This window comes from Paracoccus sp. SCN 68-21, assembly GCF_001724535.1.
In the GTDB taxonomy this organism is placed as follows: Bacteria; Pseudomonadota; Alphaproteobacteria; order Rhodobacterales; family Rhodobacteraceae; genus Paracoccus; species Paracoccus hibiscisoli.
Genome location: NZ_MEES01000009.1, coordinates 18920 through 42494, shown reverse-complemented (window position 1 = coordinate 42494; position 23575 = coordinate 18920). Strand labels below are relative to the sequence as shown.

Annotated in this window: 29 protein-coding genes; 27 read left to right on the top strand and 2 right to left on the bottom strand. The window is 68.2% G+C overall.

The window, feature by feature from the left end; genetic code table 11:
* Window position 1 precedes the first annotated feature (1 nt).
* The 27 genes from fdhD to cysE all read left to right on the top strand — a co-directional run bounded on the left by fdhD (window position 2) and on the right by cysE (window position 22125).
* Window positions 2-826: a formate dehydrogenase accessory sulfurtransferase FdhD gene (gene fdhD / locus ABS73_RS04975; protein ID WP_277024250.1), complete on the top strand. Its 825-nt coding sequence runs from the start codon at window positions 2-4 to the stop codon at window positions 824-826.
* Window positions 816-1016: a formate dehydrogenase subunit delta gene (locus tag ABS73_RS04970; protein ID WP_136855875.1), complete on the top strand. Its 201-nt coding sequence runs from the start codon at window positions 816-818 to the stop codon at window positions 1014-1016. The genes fdhD and ABS73_RS04970 overlap by 11 nt, the downstream gene beginning before the upstream one ends.
* A 72-nt stretch (window positions 1017-1088) precedes the next feature.
* The gene (locus tag ABS73_RS04965; protein WP_277024247.1) at window positions 1089-2045 is read left to right on the top strand and encodes a diacylglycerol/lipid kinase family protein; all 957 of its coding nucleotides are present in this window, start codon (window positions 1089-1091) and stop codon (window positions 2043-2045) included.
* Window positions 2046-2051: 6 nt separating this feature from the next.
* Window positions 2052-2843, top strand: coding sequence for a metallophosphoesterase family protein (locus tag ABS73_RS04960; RefSeq protein ID WP_277024245.1), 792 nt, complete (start codon window positions 2052-2054; stop codon window positions 2841-2843).
* A gap of 187 nt (window positions 2844-3030) precedes the next feature.
* Window positions 3031-4710: a 30S ribosomal protein S1 gene (rpsA, locus tag ABS73_RS04955; protein ID WP_136855872.1), complete on the top strand. Its 1680-nt coding sequence runs from the start codon at window positions 3031-3033 to the stop codon at window positions 4708-4710.
* Window positions 4711-4950: 240 nt separating this feature from the next.
* Window positions 4951-5235, top strand: coding sequence for an integration host factor subunit beta (gene ihfB, locus ABS73_RS04950; protein ID WP_136855871.1), 285 nt, complete (start codon window positions 4951-4953; stop codon window positions 5233-5235).
* 36 nt (window positions 5236-5271) lie between these two features.
* Window positions 5272-5655 carry a LapA family protein gene (locus tag ABS73_RS04945; RefSeq protein ID WP_277024241.1) on the top strand — a complete coding sequence of 128 codons (384 nt, stop codon included), beginning with the start codon at window positions 5272-5274 and terminating at the stop codon, window positions 5653-5655.
* On the top strand, window positions 5652-6293 hold the full coding sequence (locus ABS73_RS04940) for a phosphoribosylanthranilate isomerase (RefSeq protein WP_277024311.1): 642 nt from the start codon (window positions 5652-5654) through the stop codon (window positions 6291-6293). The genes ABS73_RS04945 and ABS73_RS04940 overlap by 4 nt, the downstream gene beginning before the upstream one ends.
* A 283-nt stretch (window positions 6294-6576) precedes the next feature.
* Window positions 6577-6930, top strand: coding sequence for a permease (locus tag ABS73_RS04935; protein WP_136855868.1), 354 nt, complete (start codon window positions 6577-6579; stop codon window positions 6928-6930).
* Window positions 6872-8230, top strand: a complete 1359-nt coding sequence (locus ABS73_RS04930; RefSeq protein WP_211243649.1) for a DNA-packaging protein — start codon at window positions 6872-6874, stop codon at window positions 8228-8230. The genes ABS73_RS04935 and ABS73_RS04930 overlap by 59 nt, the downstream gene beginning before the upstream one ends.
* An 80-nt stretch (window positions 8231-8310) precedes the next feature.
* Window positions 8311-9495 (top strand): phage portal protein, encoded by a 1185-nt coding sequence (locus tag ABS73_RS04925; protein WP_277024237.1) that lies wholly within the window; start codon window positions 8311-8313, stop codon window positions 9493-9495.
* A gap of 3 nt (window positions 9496-9498) precedes the next feature.
* On the top strand, window positions 9499-9729 hold the full coding sequence (locus ABS73_RS04920) for a GTA head formation protein, RCAP_rcc01685 family (protein WP_277024234.1): 231 nt from the start codon (window positions 9499-9501) through the stop codon (window positions 9727-9729).
* A gap of 3 nt (window positions 9730-9732) precedes the next feature.
* A complete protein-coding gene (locus tag ABS73_RS04915; protein WP_277024232.1) occupies window positions 9733-10263 on the top strand; it encodes an HK97 family phage prohead protease in 531 nt (176 codons plus the stop codon).
* 104 nt (window positions 10264-10367) lie between these two features.
* On the top strand, window positions 10368-11531 hold the full coding sequence (locus ABS73_RS04910; RefSeq protein WP_277024231.1) for a phage major capsid protein: 1164 nt from the start codon (window positions 10368-10370) through the stop codon (window positions 11529-11531).
* Window positions 11532-11720: 189 nt separating this feature from the next.
* Window positions 11721-12335 carry a head-tail connector protein gene (locus ABS73_RS04905; RefSeq protein ID WP_277024228.1) on the top strand — a complete coding sequence of 205 codons (615 nt, stop codon included), beginning with the start codon at window positions 11721-11723 and terminating at the stop codon, window positions 12333-12335.
* Window positions 12335-12673, top strand: coding sequence for a head-tail adaptor protein (locus ABS73_RS04900; protein ID WP_136855861.1), 339 nt, complete (start codon window positions 12335-12337; stop codon window positions 12671-12673). The genes ABS73_RS04905 and ABS73_RS04900 overlap by 1 nt, the downstream gene beginning before the upstream one ends.
* Window positions 12670-13089, top strand: a complete 420-nt coding sequence (locus ABS73_RS04895) for a DUF3168 domain-containing protein (RefSeq protein ID WP_136855860.1) — start codon at window positions 12670-12672, stop codon at window positions 13087-13089. The genes ABS73_RS04900 and ABS73_RS04895 overlap by 4 nt, the downstream gene beginning before the upstream one ends.
* A 12-nt stretch (window positions 13090-13101) precedes the next feature.
* Window positions 13102-13515 (top strand): phage major tail protein, TP901-1 family, encoded by a 414-nt coding sequence (locus tag ABS73_RS04890; RefSeq protein WP_136855859.1) that lies wholly within the window; start codon window positions 13102-13104, stop codon window positions 13513-13515.
* Window positions 13515-13829 carry a gene transfer agent family protein gene (locus ABS73_RS04885; RefSeq protein ID WP_277024226.1) on the top strand — a complete coding sequence of 105 codons (315 nt, stop codon included), beginning with the start codon at window positions 13515-13517 and terminating at the stop codon, window positions 13827-13829. Before ABS73_RS04890 ends, ABS73_RS04885 begins: the two co-directional genes overlap by 1 nt.
* Window positions 13826-14080, top strand: a complete 255-nt coding sequence (locus ABS73_RS04880) for a rcc01693 family protein (RefSeq protein ID WP_277024225.1) — start codon at window positions 13826-13828, stop codon at window positions 14078-14080. The genes ABS73_RS04885 and ABS73_RS04880 overlap by 4 nt, the downstream gene beginning before the upstream one ends.
* Window positions 14067-14714 (top strand): RcGTA-type gene transfer agent tail tape measure protein, encoded by a 648-nt coding sequence (locus tag ABS73_RS04875; protein ID WP_277024224.1) that lies wholly within the window; start codon window positions 14067-14069, stop codon window positions 14712-14714. The genes ABS73_RS04880 and ABS73_RS04875 overlap by 14 nt, the downstream gene beginning before the upstream one ends.
* Before the next feature lie 13 nt (window positions 14715-14727).
* A complete protein-coding gene (locus tag ABS73_RS04870) occupies window positions 14728-15360 on the top strand; it encodes a DUF2460 domain-containing protein (RefSeq protein WP_277024222.1) in 633 nt (210 codons plus the stop codon).
* On the top strand, window positions 15357-16193 hold the full coding sequence (locus ABS73_RS04865; protein ID WP_277024219.1) for a phage/gene transfer agent baseplate hub protein: 837 nt from the start codon (window positions 15357-15359) through the stop codon (window positions 16191-16193). The genes ABS73_RS04870 and ABS73_RS04865 overlap by 4 nt, the downstream gene beginning before the upstream one ends.
* Window positions 16186-16614 (top strand): NlpC/P60 family protein, encoded by a 429-nt coding sequence (locus tag ABS73_RS04860; protein ID WP_277024217.1) that lies wholly within the window; start codon window positions 16186-16188, stop codon window positions 16612-16614. The genes ABS73_RS04865 and ABS73_RS04860 overlap by 8 nt, the downstream gene beginning before the upstream one ends.
* A gap of 24 nt (window positions 16615-16638) precedes the next feature.
* Entirely contained in the window at window positions 16639-20520 is a 3882-nt protein-coding gene (locus tag ABS73_RS04855; protein WP_277024213.1) for a baseplate multidomain protein megatron, read from the top strand.
* Window positions 20510-21220, top strand: coding sequence for a DUF2793 domain-containing protein (locus ABS73_RS04850; RefSeq protein ID WP_277024210.1), 711 nt, complete (start codon window positions 20510-20512; stop codon window positions 21218-21220). Before ABS73_RS04855 ends, ABS73_RS04850 begins: the two co-directional genes overlap by 11 nt.
* 77 nt (window positions 21221-21297) lie before the next feature.
* Window positions 21298-22125, top strand: coding sequence for a serine O-acetyltransferase (cysE, locus tag ABS73_RS04845; RefSeq protein ID WP_277024207.1), 828 nt, complete (start codon window positions 21298-21300; stop codon window positions 22123-22125).
* Here the strand turns inward: cysE and ABS73_RS04840 are convergent.
* Both ABS73_RS04840 and ABS73_RS04835 read right to left on the bottom strand, forming a co-directional pair.
* Complete coding sequence (locus tag ABS73_RS04840) at window positions 22122-23180, bottom strand: quinone-dependent dihydroorotate dehydrogenase (protein WP_277024205.1); 1059 nt, start codon at window positions 23178-23180, stop codon at window positions 22122-22124. The genes cysE and ABS73_RS04840 overlap by 4 nt on opposite strands.
* The gene (locus tag ABS73_RS04835) at window positions 23177-23512 is read right to left on the bottom strand and encodes a DUF952 domain-containing protein (protein WP_277024203.1); all 336 of its coding nucleotides are present in this window, start codon (window positions 23510-23512) and stop codon (window positions 23177-23179) included. The genes ABS73_RS04840 and ABS73_RS04835 overlap by 4 nt, the downstream gene beginning before the upstream one ends.
* Window positions 23513-23575 lie beyond the last annotated feature (63 nt).

Below are 23575 nucleotides of genomic sequence, written 5' to 3'. Positions count from 1 at the left end.
GATGACCCTGCCGACCCCTGCCCAGACCGCCCGCGCGACCCATGTCCGCGCGGGCAGCACCAGCGCCGTGACCCGCACCCTGCCCGAGGAAACGGCGGTGGCGATGGTCTATGGCGGCTCGACCCAGGCCGTGATGATGGCCACGCCCGCCGACCTTGAGGATTTTGCGGTGGGGTTTTCGCTGACCGAGGGGATCGTGACCGACCCCGCCCAGATCGAGCGGCTGGAGGTTCTAGCCCACCCCAAGGGGCTGGAGGCGCAGATGTGGATCGCCGAGGACCGCACCGAGGCGCTGGCCGCGCGGCGTCGGTTCATGGCCGGGCCGGTGGGCTGCGGGCTGTGCGGCATCGACAGCCTGGACGAGGCCGTGCGCGCGCTGCCCCAGCTGGGTGATGCGGGGCCGGTGCTGGATGCGGGCCAGATCGCCGGCGCGACCGAGGCGCTGCGCGCCTGGCAGCCGCTGCATGACCGGACGCGGGCCGTCCATGCGGCGGGGTTCCTGGTGCCCGGGCGCGGCATCGTGCTGGCGCGCGAGGATGTGGGGCGGCACAATGCGCTGGACAAGCTGATCGGCGCGATAGCGCGGCAGGGCGTCGATGCGGGGACGGGGGCCTTCGTGCTGACCAGCCGCGTGTCGACCGAGATGGTGCAGAAATGCGCCATTGCCGGGGGCGCGGTCATCATCGCGGTGTCGGCCCCCACCGCCCATGCGCTGCGCCTGGCGCAGGGGGCGGGCATCACGCTGGCGGCCTTTGCCCGCGGTGACGGGTTCGATCTGTTCTCTCACCCCCAACGGCTGCGCGCCGAGGTATCCCATGTCGCCTGACAAGATGGTCCTGATGGCCAACCAGATCGCCACGTTCTTTGACACTCAGCCCGGCGATGCGCCCGACAAGATCGCGGCCCATCTGCGCGATTTCTGGGAGCCGCGGATGCGGGCACAGCTGCAGGCATTCGTGCAGGAGGGCGGGCAGGGGCTGAAACCGTCGGCACTGGCGGCGGCGCGGCTGATCTGAGGATGCAACCCGGCGCGGGCTTCGGGTGTTTGGTCCCGACACATGACCGCTGTCCCGGGAGACCCCTTGTCCATGCAAAGCACCACGGATCGGTTCGATCTGGCCGACGCGAATGTCTGCGTCGTCATGAATCGCGGATCGGGCAAGAAGAAGCATGCCGAGTTGCGTACCCTGCTGAAGGAACGGCTGGCACCCGCCTGCGGCAGCTATCGGCTGCGCGAAAGCCGCAAGGGCAGTGATCTGCCTGCGCTGGCGCGCCAGGTGGCGGCTGAGGGCTATGACCTGGTGATTGCCGCGGGGGGGGACGGCACGCAATCGGCGGTGGCGGGCGCGCTGACCGGCACGGACGTGATCATGGGCGTGCTGCCCGGCGGCACGTTCAACTATTTCCCGCGCGATCTGGGCGTGGGGGAGACCATCGACGACGCGCTGGACACGATTCTGGACGCGCGGGTCGAGGCGGTTGACGTGGGCGATGTCAACGACCTGATCTTTCTGAACAATGTCAGCCTGGGCGCTTATCCGCAGATCCTGAAGACGCGCGAGGGGATCTATCGCCGCTGGGGGCGGTCGCGGCTGGCGGCCTATTGGTCGGTGCTTGTCGCGCTGCGCCGGTTGCGCCGCCCGATGCACCTGGTGGCCCGCGTCGACGGGCAGGAGACCCGGCATACCAGCGCCTTGGTCTTTGTCGCGCGCAGTGCCTATCAGCTGGACAGCTTTGGGCTGGAAGGGGCGGCGCAGATCCGGCGCGGCGAATTCGCGGTGCTGATCGCCAAGGCCAAGCGGCCCCTGCCGCTGATGCGGTCGGCCCTGCGCATGGCGATGGGCAAAAGCGCCAAGGACGACGATTTCGAGCTGATCCTGACGGATGCGCTGACCATCGAGACGCCCAAGCGCCGCCAGTTGGTGGCCCATGACGGCGAAAAGACGGTGCTGAACAGCCCGTTCCGCATGCAGGTGCGCCATGACGGGCTGCGCGTGCTGCTGCCGCACGACGGGGTCAGCAAGACCGATCGGCCAGAGGCCTGAGCCGTCGTGACGCGCATCCTGCATCTGACCGACCTGCATTTCGGATTTCACCGCCAGGCGCTGGTCCAGCCGCTGCTGGCGCGCATCGCGGCCCTGCGCCCCGACCTGGTGGTGGTGGGCGGCGACATCACTCATCGGGGGCTGGAGGCGCAGATGCGCGAGGCGCGCGCCTTTGTGGACCGGATCGAGGCGCCGCTGATCTGCATGCCCGGCAATCACGACGTGCCGCTGTGGAATCCCCTGGCGCGGATGTTCTGGCCCTTTGCGGGCTATCGGCGGCATTTCGGGCCGGTGCTGACGCCCGTGGCGCGGGCCGATGACGTGCGCGTCATGGCGATCAACAGCGCCGACCCTTATGCCTGGCAGCGCGGCAAGATCCGCGACGGAGAGATCGGCCGCGCGATCGGCAATGTCGATCCGATGGGTACGAATGTCGTCGCCCTGCACCACCCGCTTCAGCAGCTGCCCGAGGTGACCAAGGCCCCGGCGCGGCGCGCCGACGAGGCGCTGTACCGGCTGGAGGCGTCGGGCGTGCAGGTGGTCCTGTCGGGTCACCTGCATCGCTGGGCGGTGGATGCGCTGCTGCAGACGGGGCGGCATCCGCGCGTGCTGCAGATCCAGTCGGGCAGCGCGCTGTGCGCGCGGATCAGCGACGGGCAGAACGAATTCGCGCTGATGCGCATCGAGGGACCGGAGTTGTGCCTGGAGCGGCATGTCGCGCCGATGGCGGAGACGGATTTCCGCGAACCCGAGGTCAGCCGCTATAGCCGGGCGTCGGGCGTGTGGCGGCGCGTTTAGGCGTTGAATTTCACGCCGATCCGGCGTAAGGGGACCGCAGTCACACGGGCGACATGGTCAGAACAGACCGCTTTCCATCGGGTCGGGCGTCACGCCGCGACCCTTTGGCGTTGCCCCACGGGCATCATAAAGACCGGCGGAGCCAACCGTCAGGCCGGAAAACAGACACAAAGGATACTGCATACGCATGTGCGCTAAAGCGACTATGGAGGAGTTCGAGGCCCTTCTGAATGAAAGCCTCGAGATTGACACCCCCGACGAGGGCAGCGTTGTCAAAGGCCGCGTCATTGCCATCGAGGCAGGTCAGGCCATCATCGACGTCGGCTACAAGATGGAAGGCCGCGTCGATCTGAAGGAATTTGCCAATCCCGGCGAAGAGCCCAACATCAGCGTCGGCGACGAGGTCGAGGTCTATCTGGACCGCGTCGAGAACGCCCGCGGCGAAGCGTCGATCAGCCGTGAAAAGGCCCGCCGCGAGGAAGCCTGGGACCGTCTGGAGAAGGCCTACGAGAGCGAAGAGCGCGTCGAAGGCGCCATCTTTGGCCGCGTCAAGGGCGGCTTTACGGTCGATCTGGGCGGCGCTGTCGCGTTCCTGCCCGGTTCGCAGGTCGATGTGCGCCCCGTGCGCGATGCCGGCCCCCTGATGGGTCTGAAGCAGCCGTTCCAGATTCTGAAGATGGACCGTCGCCGCGGCAACATCGTCGTGTCGCGTCGCGCCATTCTGGAAGAGAGCCGCGCCGAACAGCGCGCCGAAGTCATCGCGAACCTGACCGAAGGTCAGTCAATCGACGGCGTGGTCAAGAACATCACCGAATACGGTGCGTTCGTTGATCTGGGCGGCGTCGACGGCCTGCTGCACGTCACCGACATGGCATGGCGCCGCGTCAACCACCCGTCCGAGATCCTGGCGATCGGCGAGACCGTCAAGGTCCAGGTCATCAAGATCAACAAGGACAGCCACCGCATCAGCCTGGGCATGAAGCAGCTGCAGGCCGATCCGTGGGATACGGTTGCCGACAAGTTCCCGATCGAGTCGGTCCATCAGGGCCGCGTGACCAACATCACCGACTATGGCGCCTTCGTTGAGCTGGAAGCCGGTGTCGAGGGTCTGGTCCACGTGTCGGAAATGAGCTGGACCAAGAAGAACGTCCACCCGGGCAAGATCGTCTCGACCTCTCAGGAAGTCGAAGTGATGGTTCTGGAGATCGACGAGGCCAAGCGCCGCGTGTCCCTTGGCCTGAAGCAGACGATGCGCAACCCGTGGGAAGTGTTCGCCGAAACGCACCCGACCGGCACCGTCATCGAAGGCGAGGTCAAGAACATCACCGAATTCGGTCTGTTCGTGGGTCTGGACGGCGACATCGACGGCATGGTTCACCTGTCGGACATCAGCTGGGATGCCCGTGGCGAGGATGCGATCCAGGACTTCCGCAAGGGCGACACGGTCAAGGCCGTCGTCCAGGACGTGGACGTCGAGAAGGAGCGCATCAGCCTGTCCATCAAATCGTTGGAAAACGAGAACATGGCCGAGGCCGTTGATGGCGTGAAGCGTGGCACAATCGTCACCGCCGAGGTCACCGCGATCGAAGAGGGTGGCATCGAGGTCGAGTTCAACGGCGTCAAGTCGTTCATCCGCCGCAGCGATCTGGCCCGCGACCGTGCCGACCAGCGCCCCGAGCGCTTCAATGTCGGCGACAAGGTCGATGCCCGCGTCACCAACGTGGACACCAAGACCCGCCGTTTGGGTCTGTCCATCAAGGCCCGCGAGATCGCCGAGGAAAAAGAGGCGATCGACACCTATGGCAGCTCGGATTCGGGCGCGTCCTTGGGCGACATCCTGGGTGCGGCGCTGAACCGCAACAGCTGATCGGGTCCGCCCCATCAGACCTTGGCCCGTCCCGGTTCGTCCGGGGCGGGCCTTTTCTTGCCGCCGCCCGATCACGGCTGCGCCAAGCGTCTTGCGCCTCTGCGACAAAGCTGGCAACGCTATGAAACCAGTGACTTCTGTCGGGCGTTGATCGTGACTTGCAAGGACGGTAAGGCGCTGTCCTGTCATCTGCGCGGCCTGACGGCCACGGCAGGAAAGCCCGTCCATTTGGGGGAAAGCATGATCCGGTCCGAACTGATCCAGAAGATCTCCGACGAAAATCCCCACCTGTTCCGGCGCGATGTCGAGCGGATCGTGAACACCATCTTTGAGGAGGTCATCGACGCGATGGCCCGCGGAGATCGGGTCGAGCTGCGCGGCTTTGGTGCCTTCTCGGTCAAGAAGCGCGATTCGCGCACGGGGCGCAATCCGCGCACCGGCGAATCCGTCGAGGTCGAGGAAAAGCACGTGCCCTTTTTCAAGACCGGCAAGCTGCTGCGCGATCGCCTGAACGGCGATGCGTGACCCCCTGAACCGGCCCGCTGCAACCGAGGAACCCTCATGCGTTTCATCCGTCTGATCTTTGTCGCAGCGCTTGCGCTGGTGCTGGTGGCCGTGGCCCTGGCGAACCGCGAGGCGGTCGCGCTGTCGGCCTTTCCGGCCAATTTCGGCCAGTATCTGGGGGGCACCTGGTCGGTGACCCTGCCGCTGTTCCTGGTGATCTTTGTGGCCTTTGCACTGGGGATGCTGGCAGGGCTGATCTGGGAATGGCTGCGCGAGGGGCATATCCGCCGTGAGGCGCGCCGCCACAGCGCCGAGGTCGCACGGCTGGAGGGCGAGGTCGGGCAGCTGCGCCAGCGCCACGCCGCCCCGCGCGACGAGGTTCTGGCGATTCTGGACGAGCCGAACGCCGCACCGGCCACGACACTGCCCGCGGTGCGCTGACCTTGGCCGAGGTCAAGATCTGCGGGTTGCGCGAGGCTGGGCATGTGGCGGCGGCCGTCGAGGCGGGCGCCCGGTTTCTGGGTTTCGTGTTCTTTCCGAAATCGCCGAGGGCGGTGACGCCGCAGCAGGCCGCGCGTCTAGTGGCCGATGTGCCGCCGGGGGTGGCGCGTGTCGGGCTGTTCGTCGATCCGACCGATGCGCTGTTGTCCGAGGTTCTGGCGACCGGGGCGCTGGATGTGATCCAGCTGCACGGCCACGAGTCTGCGGCGCGGGTGGCCGAGGTGAAGGCACTGTCCGGCCTGCCCGTGATGAAGGCCGTGGGCCTGTCCGGCCCCGACGATCTGGCGCAGCTGGTCGATTACGGGGTCGTGGCCGACATGCTGCTGGTGGATGCCAAGCCGCCCAAGGGGGCCGATCTGCCGGGCGGAAACGGGCTGGCCTTTGACTGGCGTTTGCTGGTCGGGCGGCGGTGGTTGCGGCCCTGGATGCTGGCGGGCGGGCTGACGCCGGACAACGTGGCCGAGGCCGTGCGCCTGACCGGGGCGCCCGTGGTCGATGTCAGTTCCGGCGTGGAATCGGCGCCGGGGGTCAAGGATGTTGCGCTGATCCGCGCCTTTGTTGCCGCCGCCAAGGGGTGATTCCCGGGGGTGTTGCGCGGCGTGCGCAGGGGGTGTTGCGCGTGTCAGGCCTTTGTTCCGACAGGGTTTTGCGCCAGAGAAATGCACGCCCAGGTTTAGTCGTTGACTTTGCGAACGGCCCAAGGTAGAACTTAAACATGCTGGAAGAGGTGGGCAAGCGGCCGGGGGGTGACCCCTAGGGCCGCTTTTTCGTTTCTTGGCTCGTGCGGACAGGACACGAGGCGGGGCAGATCGCATGAACGATATGGAGTGGGGCGGGGTCGGGGAAACCGAAGGACCTTTCGTGACTGGCACCCAGCCTGACAAGGCGGGGTTCCGGATGCCCGAGATAGCCGAGGGCGAGGACGAGATCGACGTCCTGCGCTGGCTGTTCTGGGATTACGTCAAGGACCTGCGGGGACATCAGGCCGAGCTTGAGACGCTGAAATCGGGGGACTTGGACCCCGCCAAGCTGAAAAAGGCCATGGAGACGGCAAAGACGGTCCGCGAGGCCGTCCAGCTGCTGATGGCGGAAAGGATCAAGGTTGACAAACTTCGCAAGGACATCGCGGGCGGCGTCGGAGGGGGGAGCCTTGACCTTGGCGCAGCAAGAGACGAGATCGGGCGCCGCCTGGCTTGCCTCCGCCGGGCCGGATGAGGTCGAGGACTTTCTGGGCAGCCTGTCGGAGAATGCGCTGATGAGCCTGCCCTGGCTGTTCGAGTTCTGGGCATTGCCGCACCAGTTGCCCCCCGAGGGCGACTGGAAAAGCTGGGTCATCATGGGCGGGCGCGGCGCGGGCAAGACCCGCGCCGGGTCGGAATGGGTGCGCGGCCTGGTCGAGGGGCCCACGGCCGCGGCGCCCGGCAAGTGTCATCGCGTGGCCCTGGTCGGAGAGACCTTCGACCAGGTGCGCGAGGTGATGGTCTTCGGCGAGAGCGGCATCCTGGCCTGTTCGCCCCCCGATCGTCGGCCCATCTGGGAGGCCGGGCGCAAGCGTCTGGTCTGGGCCAACGGTGCGACGGCCACCGTCTATAGCGCGCATGAGCCGGAGGCTTTGCGCGGGCCGCAATTCGATGCGGCCTGGGTGGACGAGCTGGCCAAGTGGAAGAAGGCCGAGGATGTCTGGGACATGTTGCAGTTTGCGCTGCGTCTTGGAGAGCATCCCCAGCAGGTCGTCACCACCACGCCGCGCAATGTCGGTGTGCTCAAGCGCATTCTGGGGAATGCCAGCACGGTGGTGACCCATGCACCGACGGATGCGAACCGCGCCTATCTGGCGGAGAGTTTCCTGGCCGAGGTGCAGACCCGCTATGGCGGCACCCGGTTGGGGCGGCAGGAGCTGGATGGCGTGCTGCTGGACGATGTCGAGGGGGCGCTGTGGACGACGGCGATGCTGGAAGGCGCGCGGGTGGCCACTGTGCCCAAGCTGGACCGGATCGTCGTCGCGGTCGACCCCTCGGTCACCGGGGGACGGGCCAGCGACGAATGCGGCATCGTGGTGGCGGGCGTCGTCACCGAGGGCGAGCCCAAGGATTGGCGCGCCTATGTGCTGGAGGATGCCAGCGTCCGGGGCGGGCCGACCGATTGGGCCCGGGCCGCAATTGCCGCGATGGATCGCCACGGCGCCGAGAAATTGGTGGCCGAGGTGAACCAGGGTGGCGATCTGGTCGAGAGCGTGGTGCGCCAGATCGACCCGTTGGTGCCCTTCAAGGCGCTGCGGGCATCGCGGGGCAAGGGTCTGCGGGCCGAGCCTGTCGCGGCGCTGTACGAGCAGGGTCGCGTCAAGCACCTGAAGGGCGCGTTGGGCGCGCTGGAGGACCAGCTGTGCCAGATGACGGTGCGCGGGTTCGAGGGGCGCGGCAGCCCCGACCGGCTGGATGCCCTGGTCTGGGCCATCCACGAGCTGATGATAGAACCCGCCGCCGGGTGGCGCAGGCCGCAGATGCGGCGATTGTAACCGGGTCCGAGAGGTCGGACCGACGAAGGGCCGTCCCGCAGGGGGCGGCCCTTTCGCATGGCTGAGGCATGGAGGCGAGCATGGCGTTTCGATTGTTTTCGCGGGAGGAGAAGTCATCCCCCGCACCGGAGAGGAAGGCCAGCGCCACGGGCCGGGTCGTGGCATTCGCCAGCGGGTCGGGGCGTCCGGTCTGGTCGGCGCGCGACCCCGGCACGCTGACGCGCAGCGGCTTCATGGGCAACCCGGTCGGTTTTCGCAGCGTGCGCCTGATCGCCGAGGCGGCGGCCGCGGTGCCGATGATCTGCGCGGATCGCGACCACCGCTATGAGGTGCATCCGGTGCTGGACCTGCTGCGCCGGCCCAATCCGGGACAAGGCCGGGCCGAGCTGTTCGAGGCGCTGTTCGGGCAGATCCTGCTGTCGGGCAACGGCTATCTGGAGGCGGTCGGCCTGGACGGGTCGGGCGTTCCCGAAGAGCTGCACGTGCTGCGGTCGGACCGCATGAGCGTGGTGCCCGGCGCGGATGGCTGGCCGGTGGCCTATGAATATGCGGTGGGCGGGCGCAAGCACCGGTTCGACATGACCGGGAGCCCCGATCCGATCTGCCACGTCAAGGCGTTCCATCCGCAGGACGACCATTATGGTCTGTCGCCGCTGCAGGCGGCCGCCGTGGCGCTGGACGTGCATAATAGCGCCAGCGCCTGGTCCAAGGCGCTGCTGGACAACGCGGCACGGCCCAGTGGCGCGATCATCTACAAGGGTGTCGACGGGCAGGGGGTGCTGAGCCCCGAGCAGTACGACCGCCTGGTGGGCGAGATCGAGATGAACCATCAGGGCGCGCGCAATGCGGGACGCCCGATGCTGCTGGAGGGGGGGCTGGACTGGCGGCCCATGGGTTTCAGCCCGTCCGACATGGAGTTCCACGAGACCAAGCTGTCGGCGGCGCGCGAGATCGCGCTGGCCTTTGGCGTGCCGCCCATGCTGCTAGGGATTCCCGGCGATGCGACCTATGCGAATTACGCGGAGGCGCATCGGGCGTTCTATCGCCTGACGGTTCTGCCGCTGGTGACGCGGGTCACGGCCTCGGTCGCGTGGTGGCTGTCCGAGCATCTGGGCGCCGAGATCGAGCTGCGGCCCGATCTGGACCAGATCCCCGCCCTGGCCGAGGAGCGCAACCAGCAATGGGCGCGCATCAGCGGCGCCGGCTTTCTGACGGATGCGGAAAAGCGCGCGCTGCTGGGCCTGCCGCCCCTGGATGGGGCGTGAGGCATGGAGGGGTCGCGTTTCGTCAAGGACGGGCTGTGGCACGACCCGCGTCTTGAGGCGCAGGAGCGGATCATGGCGCTGCAATTCGGCCAGGTCGAGAAGCGCCTCGAGCGCATCGAGGCCATGATCGAGGGCCTGGAGCGGCGGTTGTGGATGACGGTCTATGGCGTGGTCGCCGTGATCCTGACCCAGGCCATCCAGGGAATTTTGGAATTTGCGCCGAAGGGAGTGTGACGAATGGTTCCGGGACTTGAGGTGAAGTTCACGGGCGGGCCGCCGGTCCTGTCCGATGGGCAGGTGATCGAGGGCTATGCCAGCCTGTTCGGCCTGACCGATCAGGGCGGCGACGCGGTGCTGCCGGGGGCGTTTGGAGCGTCCCTGGCGCGGATCGCGGGGCGCGGCGACAAGGTGCGGATGCTGTGGCAGCACGATCCCACCCGCCCCATCGGTGTCTGGGACGAGGTCCGCGAGGACGGCAAGGGCCTGTGGGTCAAGGGCCGCCTGCTGCCCGACGTGGCCCAGGCCCGCGAGGCCGCAGCCCTGATCCAGGCGGGCGCGATCGACGGGCTGTCCATCGGCTATCGCACGCTGCGGGCCGAGCGGGACAAGGCCGGGCGCCGCGTTCTGGCCGAGGTCGAGCTGTGGGAGGTGTCGCTGGTGACCTTTCCGATGCTGGCCGAGGCCAAGGTGGACCGCAAGGAAACGGATGAGCTGCGCGAGGTCGCGGCCCTGTTCCACCAGGCGGCCCAAGCCCTGCGGGGCGCATGAGATTTCGGACCGGGCGCGCCCGGTCCGTCCACAGGTTCGGACCTGCCCCGAGGGGCCGTCCGGCAACAGGGGCGCGGCCCCGATCACCAAACGAGGAGACGACCATGACCGAGGTGAAGGCCGCGGGCGGGGGCGACATGCCCGCCGACCTGAAGGGAGCCATGATGGGGTTCGTTAACGAACTCAAGGGCTTTCGTGACGACATTCAGACCAAGCTCAACACACAGGAACAGCGCATGACCATGATCGACCGCAAGACCGCCATCCGGGGCCGCGCGCCCCTGTCCGCTACGGCCGAGGTCGAGGTGCCCCATCAGAAGGCGTTCAACGCCTATCTGCGCCATGGCGACGACGACGGCCTGCGCGGCCTGGCGATCGAGGAGAAGGCCCTATCGGTTGCCGGTGACGGCGGCTTTCTGGCCGCACCCCAGGTCGCGCAGACGGTGCAGAACTCTCTGTTCTCGACCACCTCGCTGCGCCGCCTGGCCAATGTGGTGACCATCGAGGGCAGCGTCTATGAGGTGCTGGTCGAGAAGGGCGAGATGGCATCGGGCTGGGCCACCGAGGCGGCCAGCGTCGAGACCGCGAATTCGCAGCTGGACCGCATCGCGATCCCCGTCCACGAGCTGTCGGCCATGCCCAAGGCCAGCCAGCGCCTGCTGGACGACGCCGCGTTCGATGTCGAGGGCTGGCTGGCCGAGCGGATCGCGGACCGCTTTTCGCGGGCCGAGGCCTTCGCCTTTGTCCGCGGCGACGGCGTGGACAAGCCGCGCGGCTTTCTGTCCTATCCCACCGCGGCGGATGCGACCGCCACCGGCGCGCAGATCGGGTTCGTGAACACCGGCCTGTCGGGCAACTTCCCGGCGGCGGCGCCGATGGATTGCCTGATCGACCTGATCTATGCCCTGGGCGCTCAGCATCGCGCGAACGCTTCGTTCATGATGAACTCCAAAACCGCCGCCCGCGTCCGCAAGATGAAGGACGCCGACGGCCGCTTCCTGTGGAGCGACGCGCTGACCGCGGGCCAGGTGCCCCAGCTGCTGGGCTATCCGGTGGTGATCAGCGAGGACATGCCGGACATCGCCGCAAACGCCTTTGCGGTGGCCTTCGGCGATTTCCGCGCGGCCTACACGATCGTCGAGCGTCCCGACCTGCGGGTGCTGCGCGATCCGTTCAGCGCCAAGCCGCATGTCCTGTTCTATGCCACCAAGCGTGTCGGCGGCGGGGTCACCGACTTCCGCGCCGTCAAGCTGCTGCGCTTCGCCTGATCTCCGCGGGGATCGGGTGAGGAAGGGGCGCGTCAGGTGCCGGGCATTCCGGTTTAGCAACTGTCCGCGCGCGCTGATGGCTGGCGCGGGGCGCGCCCTGATTCCGCAGGCTTGAAACGCAGGAGGGGCCCCGTTCGGGGGCCTCGCACCAGGTGGAACATGCGGACGGCACGACGGGAGGTTCGCAACATGATGCTGATAGAGGAAACGGCGCCTGCGGCAGAGGCGCTGCCGGTGGCCGCCCTGCGCGCGCATTTGCGTCTGGCCCAGGGGTTCGAAGGACCGGAGGACGCCGCAGAGACGGCGGCGCTGGCGGGCTTTCTGCGTGCCGCGATCGCCACGATCGAGGGCCGCACCGGCAAGGTGCTGCTGAAGCGGCGGTTCCGGATGCAGCTGGACGACTGGCGCGACAGGTTGGGCCAGTCGCTGCCGCTGGCCCCGGTGCATTCGGTCGAACGCATCGAGATCGACGATGGCAACGGGATCGTCACAGCCCTGCCGGTCGAAGGGTGGCGGTTGGTGCCGGATGTACAGCGGCCGATGATCCTGCCCACGGGCGTGATCCTGCCGCATGTGCCGCGTCGGGGATCGGTCACGGTGACCTTCCTGGCGGGGTTCGGCGATGTCTGGGCGCAGGTGCCCGCGGATCTGGCGCAGGCGGTGATCCTGCTGGCCGCGCGGTATTACGATGACCGCAGCCAGGACAAGGGCAGCCATGCGATGCCCTTTGGGGTCAGCGCGCTGATCGAGAAATGGCGCGCTGTCCGCACCTTGGCGGGGCGCGGCAACCGGGAGTGGCGCTGATGGCGGTTCCCGATCTGAGCACCCGCCTAGCATTGGAGACGCCGGATCGGGCAGCCGATGGGCTGGGCGGTTTCGCGGTGTCCTGGCGACGATTAGGGTGGCTTTACGCGCGGATGGATGCCCGGTCGGCACGCGAGACCGGCACCGGCGCGGGCATGATCAGCGTGGTGCAGTGGCGCATCACGGTGCGCGGCGCCCCCGTCGGCGACCCGCGCCGCCCGCGTCCGGGACAGCGGTTCCGCCATGGCCCGCGGCTGTTCGTGGTCGAGGCCGTCGCCGAAAGCGACGCCACGGGCCGGTTCCTGGACTGCTTTGCCCGCGAGGAGGATCTGACATGAGCTATGGGGCAGGGGTCGCCTTGCAGGCGGCGGTCTATCAGCGGCTGCGGGCCGATGCGGCGCTGGCCGATCTGGTGGGCGACGCGATCTTTGATGCGATGCCGGTGTCGGCGCCGAGCGGGATCTATGTGTCGCTTGGCCCCGAGGAGGTGCGCGAGGCGGGGGATGCCACCGCGCGGGGGACGCGACATGACTTTGTGATCTCGGTGATGGCGGGCAGCGACAGCGGCGCGGGGTTTGGCGCGGTCAAGGCCGCAGCCGCCGCCGTGTCCGACGCGCTGGAGGCGGGCGGCCTGGAGCTGTCGCGCGGGCGTCTGGCCGGGCTGTGGTTCCTGCGCGCATCCGCGCGCCGGATGAAAAGCGGCGCGGCGCGGCAGGTCGATCTGACCTTTCGTGCGCGCGTCGATCTGAACTGAGGAGACAGGATTATGGCAGTGCAAAGCGGACGTGATCTGCTGATCAAGATGGACATGACCGGCGACGGCGCGTTCGAGACCGTGGCGGGTCTGCGCGCGACGCGCCTGTCCTTCAACGCGGACAGCGTCGATGTGACCAGCCTGGACAGCACCGGCGGCTGGCGCGAATTGCTGGCGGGTGCCGGGGTGCGCAGCGCCTCCATCGCCGGGTCGGGCGTGTTCCGCGACATGGCGACCGACGGGCGGGCGCGCCAGGTGTTCTTTGACGGCGAAATTCCGCGCTGTCAGGTGATCATCCCCGATTTCGGTCGGGTCGAGGGGCCGTTCCAGATCACGGGGCTGGAATATGCGGGCAGCTATGATGGCGAGGCGACCTATGAGATGTCGCTGGCATCGGCGGGCGCGCTGACCTTCGTGGCGCTGTGATGGTCAACCCGATGCGCGGCGAGGTCGCGCTGGTCCTGGATAGTCAGCCGCATGTCGCGCGGCTGACCCTGGCCGCGCTGGCCGAGCTGGAGACGGAGCTGCAGGCGGATGGTCTGACCGGGCTGGTCGCGCGCCTGGACGAGGGGCGCATCTCCAGCAGGGAGATCCTGGCGGTTCTGGTCGCCGGGCTGCGGGGCGGCGGCTGGACCGGTCAGGCCGGCGATTTGCTGGCAGTCCAGATCGAGGGCGGCCCGCTGGAGGCCGCGCGGATTGCCGCGCGGCTGCTGGCGCTGGCGTTCCGGGCACCGGCATGACCGGGGGGCAGGCGGGCCTGGACTGGGCCGGGCTGATGCGCGCCGGGCTGCAGGGGCTGCGGCTGCATCCCGACCAGTTCTGGGCGCTGACCCCGGCCGAGTTGGCGCTGATGCTGGGGATCGGCCCCGCAAGCCCCCGCATGGACCGTGACCGGCTGGCCGATCTGGCGGCCCGATATCCCGACGCGCCCGCAGCTGCGGACGCGTCCTTGGCAGAACCGACGGGGGACCACCGAGATGACGACACGTGAGGGGGCTGGCGCGATCCTGGACCAGCTGGACGACGATCTGGGCCGCAATGCGCGTATGACCGGGGAGTTCCAGGCGGAGCTGGGCCGTCTGCGCCAGTCGATGATGTTCACCAGCCGCGAGGTCGGCACGCTGTCCTCGGGGCTGGAGCGAGGCTTGGGCCGGGCCATCGAAGGGCTGGTGCTGGACGGCGGCAAGCTGTCCGATGCGCTGAAATCGATCGGCCGGTCGCTGGCCGACACCGTCTATGGGATTGCGATGAAACCGGTGGAGAATGCGCTGGCGGGCTCCATCGCGGGGGGGCTGGGCGGCATGCTGTTGGGTGGGGTGACACCCTTTGCCAAGGGCGGGGCCTTTGCGGGCGGCCGTCCGATGGCAGGCGGTGTGGTCGACGGCCCGACGGGTTTTCCGATGCGCGGCGGGACGGGCCTGATGGGCGAGGCGGGCCCCGAGGCGATCATGCCCCTGCGCCGCGGTCCCGACGGCAAGCTGGGCGTGGCCGCGGCCGGAGGAGGTGGCGCGGTCAATGTGACCTTCAACATCCAGACCCCCGATGTGGCCGGGTTCCAGCGCAGCCAGTCGCAGATCGCGGCCCAGATGTCGCGCGTTCTGGCGCGCGGCGACCGCAACAGCTGAAAGGAGGCATGCGATGGCCTTTCACGAGGTAAGATTTCCTACCACGCTGTCCTTCGGCGCTATCGGTGGCCCCGAGCGGCGCACCGAGATCGTGGCACTGGCCAGCGGTTTCGAGGAGCGCAACACGCCCTGGGCCCATGCGTTGCGCCGCTTTGATGCGGGGATGGGGCTGCGGTCGCTGGACGACCTGTCGGCCGTGATTGCGTTCTTCGAGGCGCGGGCCGGGCAATTGCACGGGTTCCGCTGGAAGGACTGGTCGGACTTCAAGAGCTGCCTTCCCTCGGCGGCACCCGCCTTTGGCGACCAGGTCATTGCCGTGGGTGACGGGCAGACGCGCATCTTTACGCTGCGCAAGGCCTATCGGTCGGGGGCGGCCGTCTATCACCGACCCATCACCAAACCGGTCGCAGGGTCCGTCCGTGCCGGGATCGGCGGGGACGAGGTCTTTCCCGACATCAACTACACGGTGGATCACGCGGCCGGGCGCATCATCTTCAACGAGGCGCCCGAGGCTGGCGCGGATATCAGCGCGGGCTATGAGTTCGACGTGCCGGTGCGGTTCGACACCGACCGGATCGCAGTGTCCGTCGCGTCCTTTCAGGCGGGCCAGGTCCCCGATATTCCGGTGGTGGAGGTGCGGGTATGACCGTCACGACGACGCTGGCGCGCGCCTGGTCGATCCGCCGCGCCGACGGGTTGACCCTGGGATTTACCGACCATGACAGGCCCCTGACCTTTGGTGGTGTTACCTTCCGCCCCGACCGGGGTCTGAGCGCGCGGGCGCTGGTGCAGGCGACCGGTCTGTCGGTCGACAATTCCGAGGCGTTGGGCGCGTTGAACGACGATGCGATCACCGAGCGCGACCTGATGGCGGGCCGGTGGGATGACGCGTCACTGCGCCTGTGGGAGGTGGATTGGTCCGATGTCTCGGTCCGTCGGCTGGTGTTCCGCGGCTCTCTGGGCGAGGTGTCGCGGGCGAATGGCGCATTCCGCGCCGAGCTGCGCGGGTTGTCCGAGGCGCTGAACGCGCCGCAAGGACGGGTCTATCATCCGCGCTGCAGCGCGCGGTTGGGCGACGGGGCCTGCAAGGTCGATCTGGGCACCGAGACGCTGAGCGTTCAGCGCCAGGTGCAGATCATGGAGGAGGGCCGGGTTTTCACTTTCACGGGGTTTCCGGCCTTTGACGCCGCCTGGTTCGAGCATGGCCGCCTGGAGGTTCTGACCGGTCCAGCCCAAGGTCTGTCGGGCACCGTCAAAAACGACACGGCGCGCCCGGATGGCCGCCGGATCATCGAGCTGTGGTCTGCACTGGGCATTTTGCCGATGCAGGGCGACCAGATCCGACTGACGGCGGGCTGCGACAAGGCGGCCGGAACGTGCCGGTTGAAATTCGCGAACTTCCTCAACTTCCGGGGCTTTCCGCATCTGCCGCCCGAGGATTGGCTGATGGCCCCGCAGGTGGGCGGGCGCCGTGTCTGAGGCGATCGTCGACGCCGCGCGGCTGTGGTTGGGCACGCCCTATGTGCATCAGGCCAGCGTGCGCGGGTGCGGTGCGGATTGCCTGGGCCTGATCCGCGGCGTCTGGCGCGACCTCTATGGGGCCGAGCCGGAGACGCCCCCCGCCTATACCGCCGATTGGGCCGAATGCGGCCCGTCCGAAGTGCTGATGCGCGCGGCAATGCGCCATCTGGCCGCCGTCGATCCGGCAGACCCCTGGCATCCTGGCCAGGTGCTGCTGTTCCGCATGCGGCAGGGGGCCATCGCCAAGCATTTGGGCATCCTGTCCCAGGCAGACGAGGCGCCGCAGTTTCTGCATGCCTATACCTCTCATGGTGTCATCGAAAGCCCGCTGACGCCGCCGTGGCGGTCCCGGATCGTCGCGCGGTTCCGCTTTCCCTGACCAAATCGAACGAAGGAGGCCCTTATGGCCACGATTGTCCTGTCTGCCGTGGGTGCATCGCTTGGGGCGGGCTTTGGCGGCGCCGTGCTGGGCCTGTCGGGCGCTGTGCTAGGGCGCGCGGCGGGGGCCATGCTGGGCCGCGCGATCGATCAGCGCCTGCTGGGCGGGGGTGCCAAGGCGGTCGAGACCGGGCGCATCGACCGCCTGCGCATCCAGACTGCCGGCGAGGGCATGGCCATTCCCCGGATCTGGGGACAGATGCGGGTGCCGGGCCACGTGATCTGGGCGTCCCCTCTGGAGGAGGTGACGCGCAGCGAGAGCGTCGGTGGCGGCAAGGGCGCGCCCTCGACCCAGGTCACGCAGATCAGCTATCGGCTGTCGGTCGCGCTTGCGCTGGCCGAGGGACGCATCCTGTCGGTTGGTCGGGTCTGGGCCGATGGAGAGGAGATCGCGCAGCGCGATCTGAACATGCGCATCTATCGCGGAGGCGACGCGCAGATGCCCGATCCGGTGATCGCCGCGATCGAGGGGGATGAGGCGCCCGCCTATCGCGGCACCGCCTATGTCGTGCTGGAGAACCTGAGCCTGGAGCGGTGGGGCAACCGGATACCTCAGCTGAGCTTTGAGGTGACCTGCCCGGCCCGTGACGGGAGCGGTCTGTCGCGCGACGTGCGGGCGGTGGCGCTGATTCCCGGGACGGGGGAATATTCGCTGGCCACGACGGCGGTGACCGAGGGCGGCGACCTAGGCGAGAGCCGCAGCTTCAACACCAACACGCCCATGGGCGGCACGGATTTCCAGGCGTCGCTGGACGTTCTGGGGCGCGAACTGCCGAATGTGGGGTCGGTGTCGCTGATCGTGTCCTGGTTCGGCAGCGATCTGCGCATCGGTCAGTGCAAGGTTGAGCCCAAGGTCGAGTTCAAGGAGGTCGACGGGTCCGAGATGCCGTGGCGCGCCGGGGGCTTCACACGTAGCCAGGCGGCCGAGATGTCGCGCAAGGATGGCCGGCCGATCTATGGCGGCACGCCGTCGGACCGGTCGGTTATCGAGGGGTTGCGGGCGCTGTCGGCCTCGGGGCGCAAGGCGATCTTTTATCCGTTCATCCTGATGGAGCAGCTGGCCGGGAACGGCCTGCCCGATCCGTACGGCGCGGCGGAGCAACCGGTCATGCCCTGGCGCGGTCGGATCACCACCAGCGTCGCACCGGGCCGTCCGGGCACCACCGATGGCACGACGGCGGCCGTGTCTCAGGTGGCCACGTTCTTTGGCAGCGCGATGCCCGAGCATTTCACGCGCAATGGCGAGACCATCAGCTATTCCGGTCCTGCGGAGTGGTCCTATCGCCGGTTCATCCTGCATTACGCGCATGTCTGTGCGGCGGCGGGGGGCATCGACGCGTTTCTGATCGGCTCGGAGATGGTTGCGATGACCCAGATCCGGGGGCCGAACAACAGCTATCCCGCAGTGGCGGCGCTGCGCCAACTGGCCACGGATGTCCGCGCCATCCTTGGGCCGGAGGTCAAGATCGGCTATGCCAGCGACTGGTCCGAGTATTTCGGCCATCACCCGGGCAATGGTGAACTGTTCTTTCACCTCGACCCGCTCTGGGCCGATCCGAACATCGATTTCATCGGTATCGACAACTACATGCCGCTGTCTGACTGGCGCGATGGGGACGATCACCTTGATGCGTCCTGGGGGCGCATCGACAACATCGAGTACCTGCGCGCCAACGTGGCGGGTGGCGAGGGCTATGACTGGTACTATGCCAGCGACGCCGACCGCGATGCGCAGATCCGGACGCCGATCACCGACGGGTTCTATGACGAGGCCTGGGTCTGGCGCTACAAGGACCTGAAGGGGTGGTGGCAGAACCTGCATTACAACCGCCCCGGCGGCGTGCGGCAGGTGCCGGCGACGGCGTGGGTTCCGGGTTCAAAGCCCATCTGGTTCACGGAATTCGGCTGCGCGGCGCTGGACAAGGCCAGCAACCAGCCCAACAAGTTCCTGGACGCGATGTCGTCCGAGAGCATGCTGCCGCATTACTCCAACGGCACGCGGAATGATGCGATCCAGGCCGCCTATGTCGAAGCGACCATGGCGCATTGGCAGGACCCTGAGAACAACCCGGTCAATGCCGACGGCATGCGGATGCTGGACGTGGACCGTGCGCATGTCTGGTGCTGGGATGCGCGGCCCTATCCGGCGTTTCCGGGACGGTCGGACCTGTGGTCCGATGGTCCGGCCTGGGATCGCGGCCACTGGTTGAACGGACGCGCCGGGGCGGTGACGCTGCGCGCGGTCGTGCGCGACATCTGCCGGGCGGCTGGGGTGACGGCAGTTGACGTTTCGCGCCTGTCCGGGGTCGTGCGCGGCTATGCGTTGCAGGGGTCGGAATCGGGGCGCGCGGCGCTGCAGCCGCTGATGTTGGCGCATGGCTTTGACGCGGTCGAGCGTGACGGCATGTTGCGCTTTGTGGCGCGGGACGGGCTGGTGCGGGCCGAGATCGGTCCCGACGATCTGGCCGTGGCCGGAGAGGTGCGCGGCTTTGAGACGGTGCGCCAAGTCGAGGCCTCCAATGTCGGTCAGCTGCGTCTGAGCCATGTCGCGGCGGGCGGCGATTATGCCGTGGCCACGGCCGAGGCCAGCCTGACCGATGCCGGGCGCCGCGCCGTCTCCGAGAGCGAGTTCGCGATGGTGCTGACACGTCCCGAGGGTCGCGCCATTGCCGATCGCTGGATCGCCGAGGCCGAGGTCGCGCGTGATACGGCGCGGTTCGTGCTGCCGCCGTCGCGCGCCGATCTGGGGCCGGGCGATGTCGTCCTGTCGCGGATGCCGGGGCAGGAGGCCCACCGCTGGCGGATCGACCGGGTCGAGCGTGCGGGGGCCATCACAGTGGACGCGGTGCGGGTCGATGCGGGCCTCTATGCGCCGCGTCTGAGCCATGAAGATCAGGGCGGCATCGGGCGGTATCTGCCGCCGATGCCGGTCTTCCCGGTCTTCATGGACCTGCCGCTGCTGCGCGGAGACGAGGTGCCGCATGCTCCCTGGCTGGCGGTCGCCGCGCATCCGTGGCCGGGTTCCGTCGCCGCCTATGGGTCAGCCGAGGCCGAGGGTGGGTTCGAGCTGAACCTGATGCTGCAGCGTCGCTCGCTGATCGGACGGACGCTGACGCCGCTGATGCGCGCAAGGCCCGGTGTGATCGACCGGGGCGCACCACTCAAGCTGCGGCTGATCACCGATCCGCTGCGCTCGGTGACCGAACGCGCCCTGCTGTCGGGGGCGAATGCGCTGGCCATCGGCGATGGCAGCATCGACCGGTGGGAGGTGATGCAATTCGCACGCGCCGAACTGGTCGCCCCCAACGTTTGGGAGATCAGCGGGCGCCTGCGCGGTCAGGCCGGGACGGATGGCATCATGCCGGATGTCTGGCCGATGGGCAGCCTGGTCGTGCTGCTGGACGGCGGGCCGCGGCAGGTGGATCTGCCGCCATCGTCGCGGGGCGCCGAGCGGTTCTGGCGCGTCGGTCCGGCGCTGCGGTCGCCGGATGATGCCAGCTATCGCAGCCGCATGACGGTCGCGCCGGGCATCGGCCTGCGTCCCTATGCGCCCTGTCATCTGCGGATGAACGGGCGCGACATCACTTGGGTTCGGCGCAGCCGGGTCGAGGGCGATGGCTGGGACGGTCCCGACATCCCCCTGGGAGAGGAGTCCGAGCGGTATCTGCTGCGGCTGGTCCAGGCCGGGCGTCTGGTGACCGAAGTCCAGACCGCGACGCCGTCCTGGACCATGCCGGACGCCATCCGGTCGCAGCTGCAGCCCGGCCCTGTCACGGTCGAGCTGGCCCAATTGTCGCAGACCTTCGGGCGCGGCCCCTTTGCAAGGAGAGACTTTGATGTCCAGTGAAACCACCCGCCTTCAGATGTCGCTGCTGCAGCCCGCTCAGGCGCAGAAGCACGTCACCGTCAACGAGGCGCTGATGCGGCTGGACGGCATGGTGAACCTGGTCCTGCAGAGCGTGTCGGAGGCCACGCCGCCCACCACCGTTCTGGACGGTCAGTGCTGGGGCGTGCCGGTCTCGCCCCAGGGTGCCTGGGTCGGACAGGCAGGGCGCATCGCGGTCGGCGCCAATGGCGGCTGGATCTTTCTGACGCCGACGCCGGGGATGCGCGCCCATGTGACCGATCGCGGGCTTGGGGCGATTTATGACGGCACCTCCTGGGCGGTCGGCGCGCTGAGCCTGGGCGGCGGCGGATCGGGTCTGATGGCCGGCATGGCCGAAGGCGAGGTGACCCTGGGCACGGGCAGCACGGCGACGACGACCATCTTCATCCCGGCGGGCGCATTGGTCATCGGCGCAGTGGGCCGGGTGACGGCGCCGCTGACCGGTGCGCTGACCGGCTGGCGTCTGGGGACGGCAGGGGCGCTGAACCGCTTTGGTCAGGGTCTGGGCAAGCAGGAGGGCTCCTGGGCGCGGGGTCTGCTGGGCAGCCCGATGGCCTATTATGCGGCCGAGCCGTTGATCATCACCTCCGAAGGCGGCACATTCACCGGTGGCCGTATCAAGCTGGCGGTGCATTGGCTGGAGCTGCGCCTGCCGTCGTGATGATCGGGCCCGCCCGTCTTTTCCCGGAGGACATTCTGTCCTATGTAGAGGGTCTGACAGATCGGGCGGGCCCTTTGATGAACATGCAGCAGACCGACAAGATACCGTTGTCGCTGGATCGCGACGCCATTTGGGCGCAGCTTCGCGACGAGGGCCGTGCCGCCGCCGCCGCCGAGCCGCTGCTGGGTGCGCTGATCCATGCCGGTCTGCTGCATCATCAAAGCCTTGAGGCGGCGCTGGCCTATCGGCTGTCGCTGAAGCTGGCCTCGGGCGAGATGAGCGAGCAGATCCTGCGCGAGATCGCGGATCACGCCTATGCCCATGCCCCGCATCTGGGCGATGCGGCCCGCGCGGACCTGATGGCCGTCTATGACCGCGACCCGGCCACGCATCGGTTGATCCAGCCGCTGCTTTTCTTCAAGGGGTTCCAGGCGCTGCAGGCCTATCGCATGGCGCATTGGCTGTGGGAGCAGGACCGCAAGGACCTGGCCTATTTCGTGCAGATGCGGTGCTCGGAATGCTTCGGCGTGGACATTCATCCCGCGGCGCGCATCGGCACGGGGGTGATGATCGACCACGCCCATTCCATCGTCATCGGAGAGACCGCGACGGTCGGCAACGACGTGTCCATGCTGCATTCCGTCACCCTGGGCGGCACGGGCAAGGAGGATGGCGACCGCCATCCCAAGATCGGTGACGGCGTCCTGATCGGGGCCGGGGCCAAGGTGCTGGGCAATATCCGCATCGGCCATCACTCCCGCATCGCAGCGGGCTCCGTGGTTCTGCACGAGGTCCCGTCCTGCAAGACCGTCGCGGGGGTTCCGGCGCGCGTGATCGGGGATGCGGGTTGTCCCGAACCGTCACATAGCATGAACCAGCTGCTGGGGTTCGAGGACTATCGTTAAAGCCAGTCGCCCGTACCGCTGCCGGTCAGTTCCGGCAGGGTGATGCGCTCATCCGCCAGGCGCTGGTCAAGGGCCTGCGCAAGGCGCGGCGCCAGCGACAGGCCCTGATAGATCATCGCGGAATAGACCTGCACCGCCGTCGCACCGGCCCGCAGTTTTTGCCACGCGTCCTCAGGCGTCGAAATGCCGCCCACCCCGATCAGGGGGATCGCGCCGCCCGTCTGGCGATGCAGCAGGGCCAGCACGCGGGTCGAGCGGTCGAACAGCGGCCGCCCCGACAATCCGCCCGCCTGCGTGGCATGAGGGCCGGTGATCTTGTCCCGCGACAGGGTCGTGTTGGTGGCGATGATGCCGTCCAGCCCCGCATTCAGGGCCACCGCAGCGATCTGCGCGATCTCGGCGTCGGTCAGGTCCGGCGCGATCTTGACGAAGACCGGAACGCGGCGGGGCAGCCCATCGCGCGCGCGCAGCACCCGGTCCAGCAGCGCGGCCAGCGCATCCGCCCCCTGAAGGTCGCGCAGCCGTTCGGTGTTCGGAGAGGACACGTTCACCGTCACGAAATCGGCCGAGTGGCCCGCGACGCGCAGCACCTGGGCGAAATCCTCGGCCCGGTCCTCGCTGTCCTTGTTCGCGCCCAGATTGAGGCCGACGGGCACCCCGGCGGGCCGGTCGGCCAACCTGCGGCCGACCACGTCCGCGCCTTCGTTGTTGAAGCCGAAGCGGTTGATGATCGCCTGCTGGTCGGTCAGCCGGAACAGACGCGGCTTGGGGTTGCCGGGCTGCGCGCGGGGCGTGGCCGCACCGATCTCCAGAAAGCCGAAACCGGACCGCATCAGCGCCGCTATGACGCGCCCGTTCTTGTCATAGCCCGCCGCCAGACCGATCGGGTTCGGCAGCTCGATCCCCGCCAGCCGAACGGTCAGCCGATCAGACGTGACCGGTCCGCCATGCAGCGGCACCAGCCCCCGTTCCAGCGCCCTGATCGACAGATCATGCGCGCGTTCCGGGTCCAGGCGGTGCAACGCAGCCAATCCCAGCCTTTCGATCACGCTCATTCCAGCACTCCGAGGTCATGGCCGGTTTCGGTCAGGGGCAGCGGGCGCGACCAGGCGATGTCGTCCAGCGTCAGCGCCCGATAGAGATGCGGGAACAGCGCGCCGCCGCGCGACGGCTCCCACCGCAGGGCAGGTGCCAGTCTGTCGGCATCGCAGGCCAGCAGGATCAGGCCGTCCTCCCCCCCGAAATGACGCGACAGGGTGACCGCCAGCTGATCGGCGGTCGAGAAATGGATATAGCCGTCGGCCAGATCGACGGGCGCGCCGCGGGTGCGGCCGTCCTGCTGCATCTGGGCCCATTCGGCCTGTCGGAACACCTTGTAGATCTGCATGCGCGCATTTGCCGTGTTCGGGTGCATCCGGTCAAGGCGTCATCGTTCCGCAGCGTTCCTCTG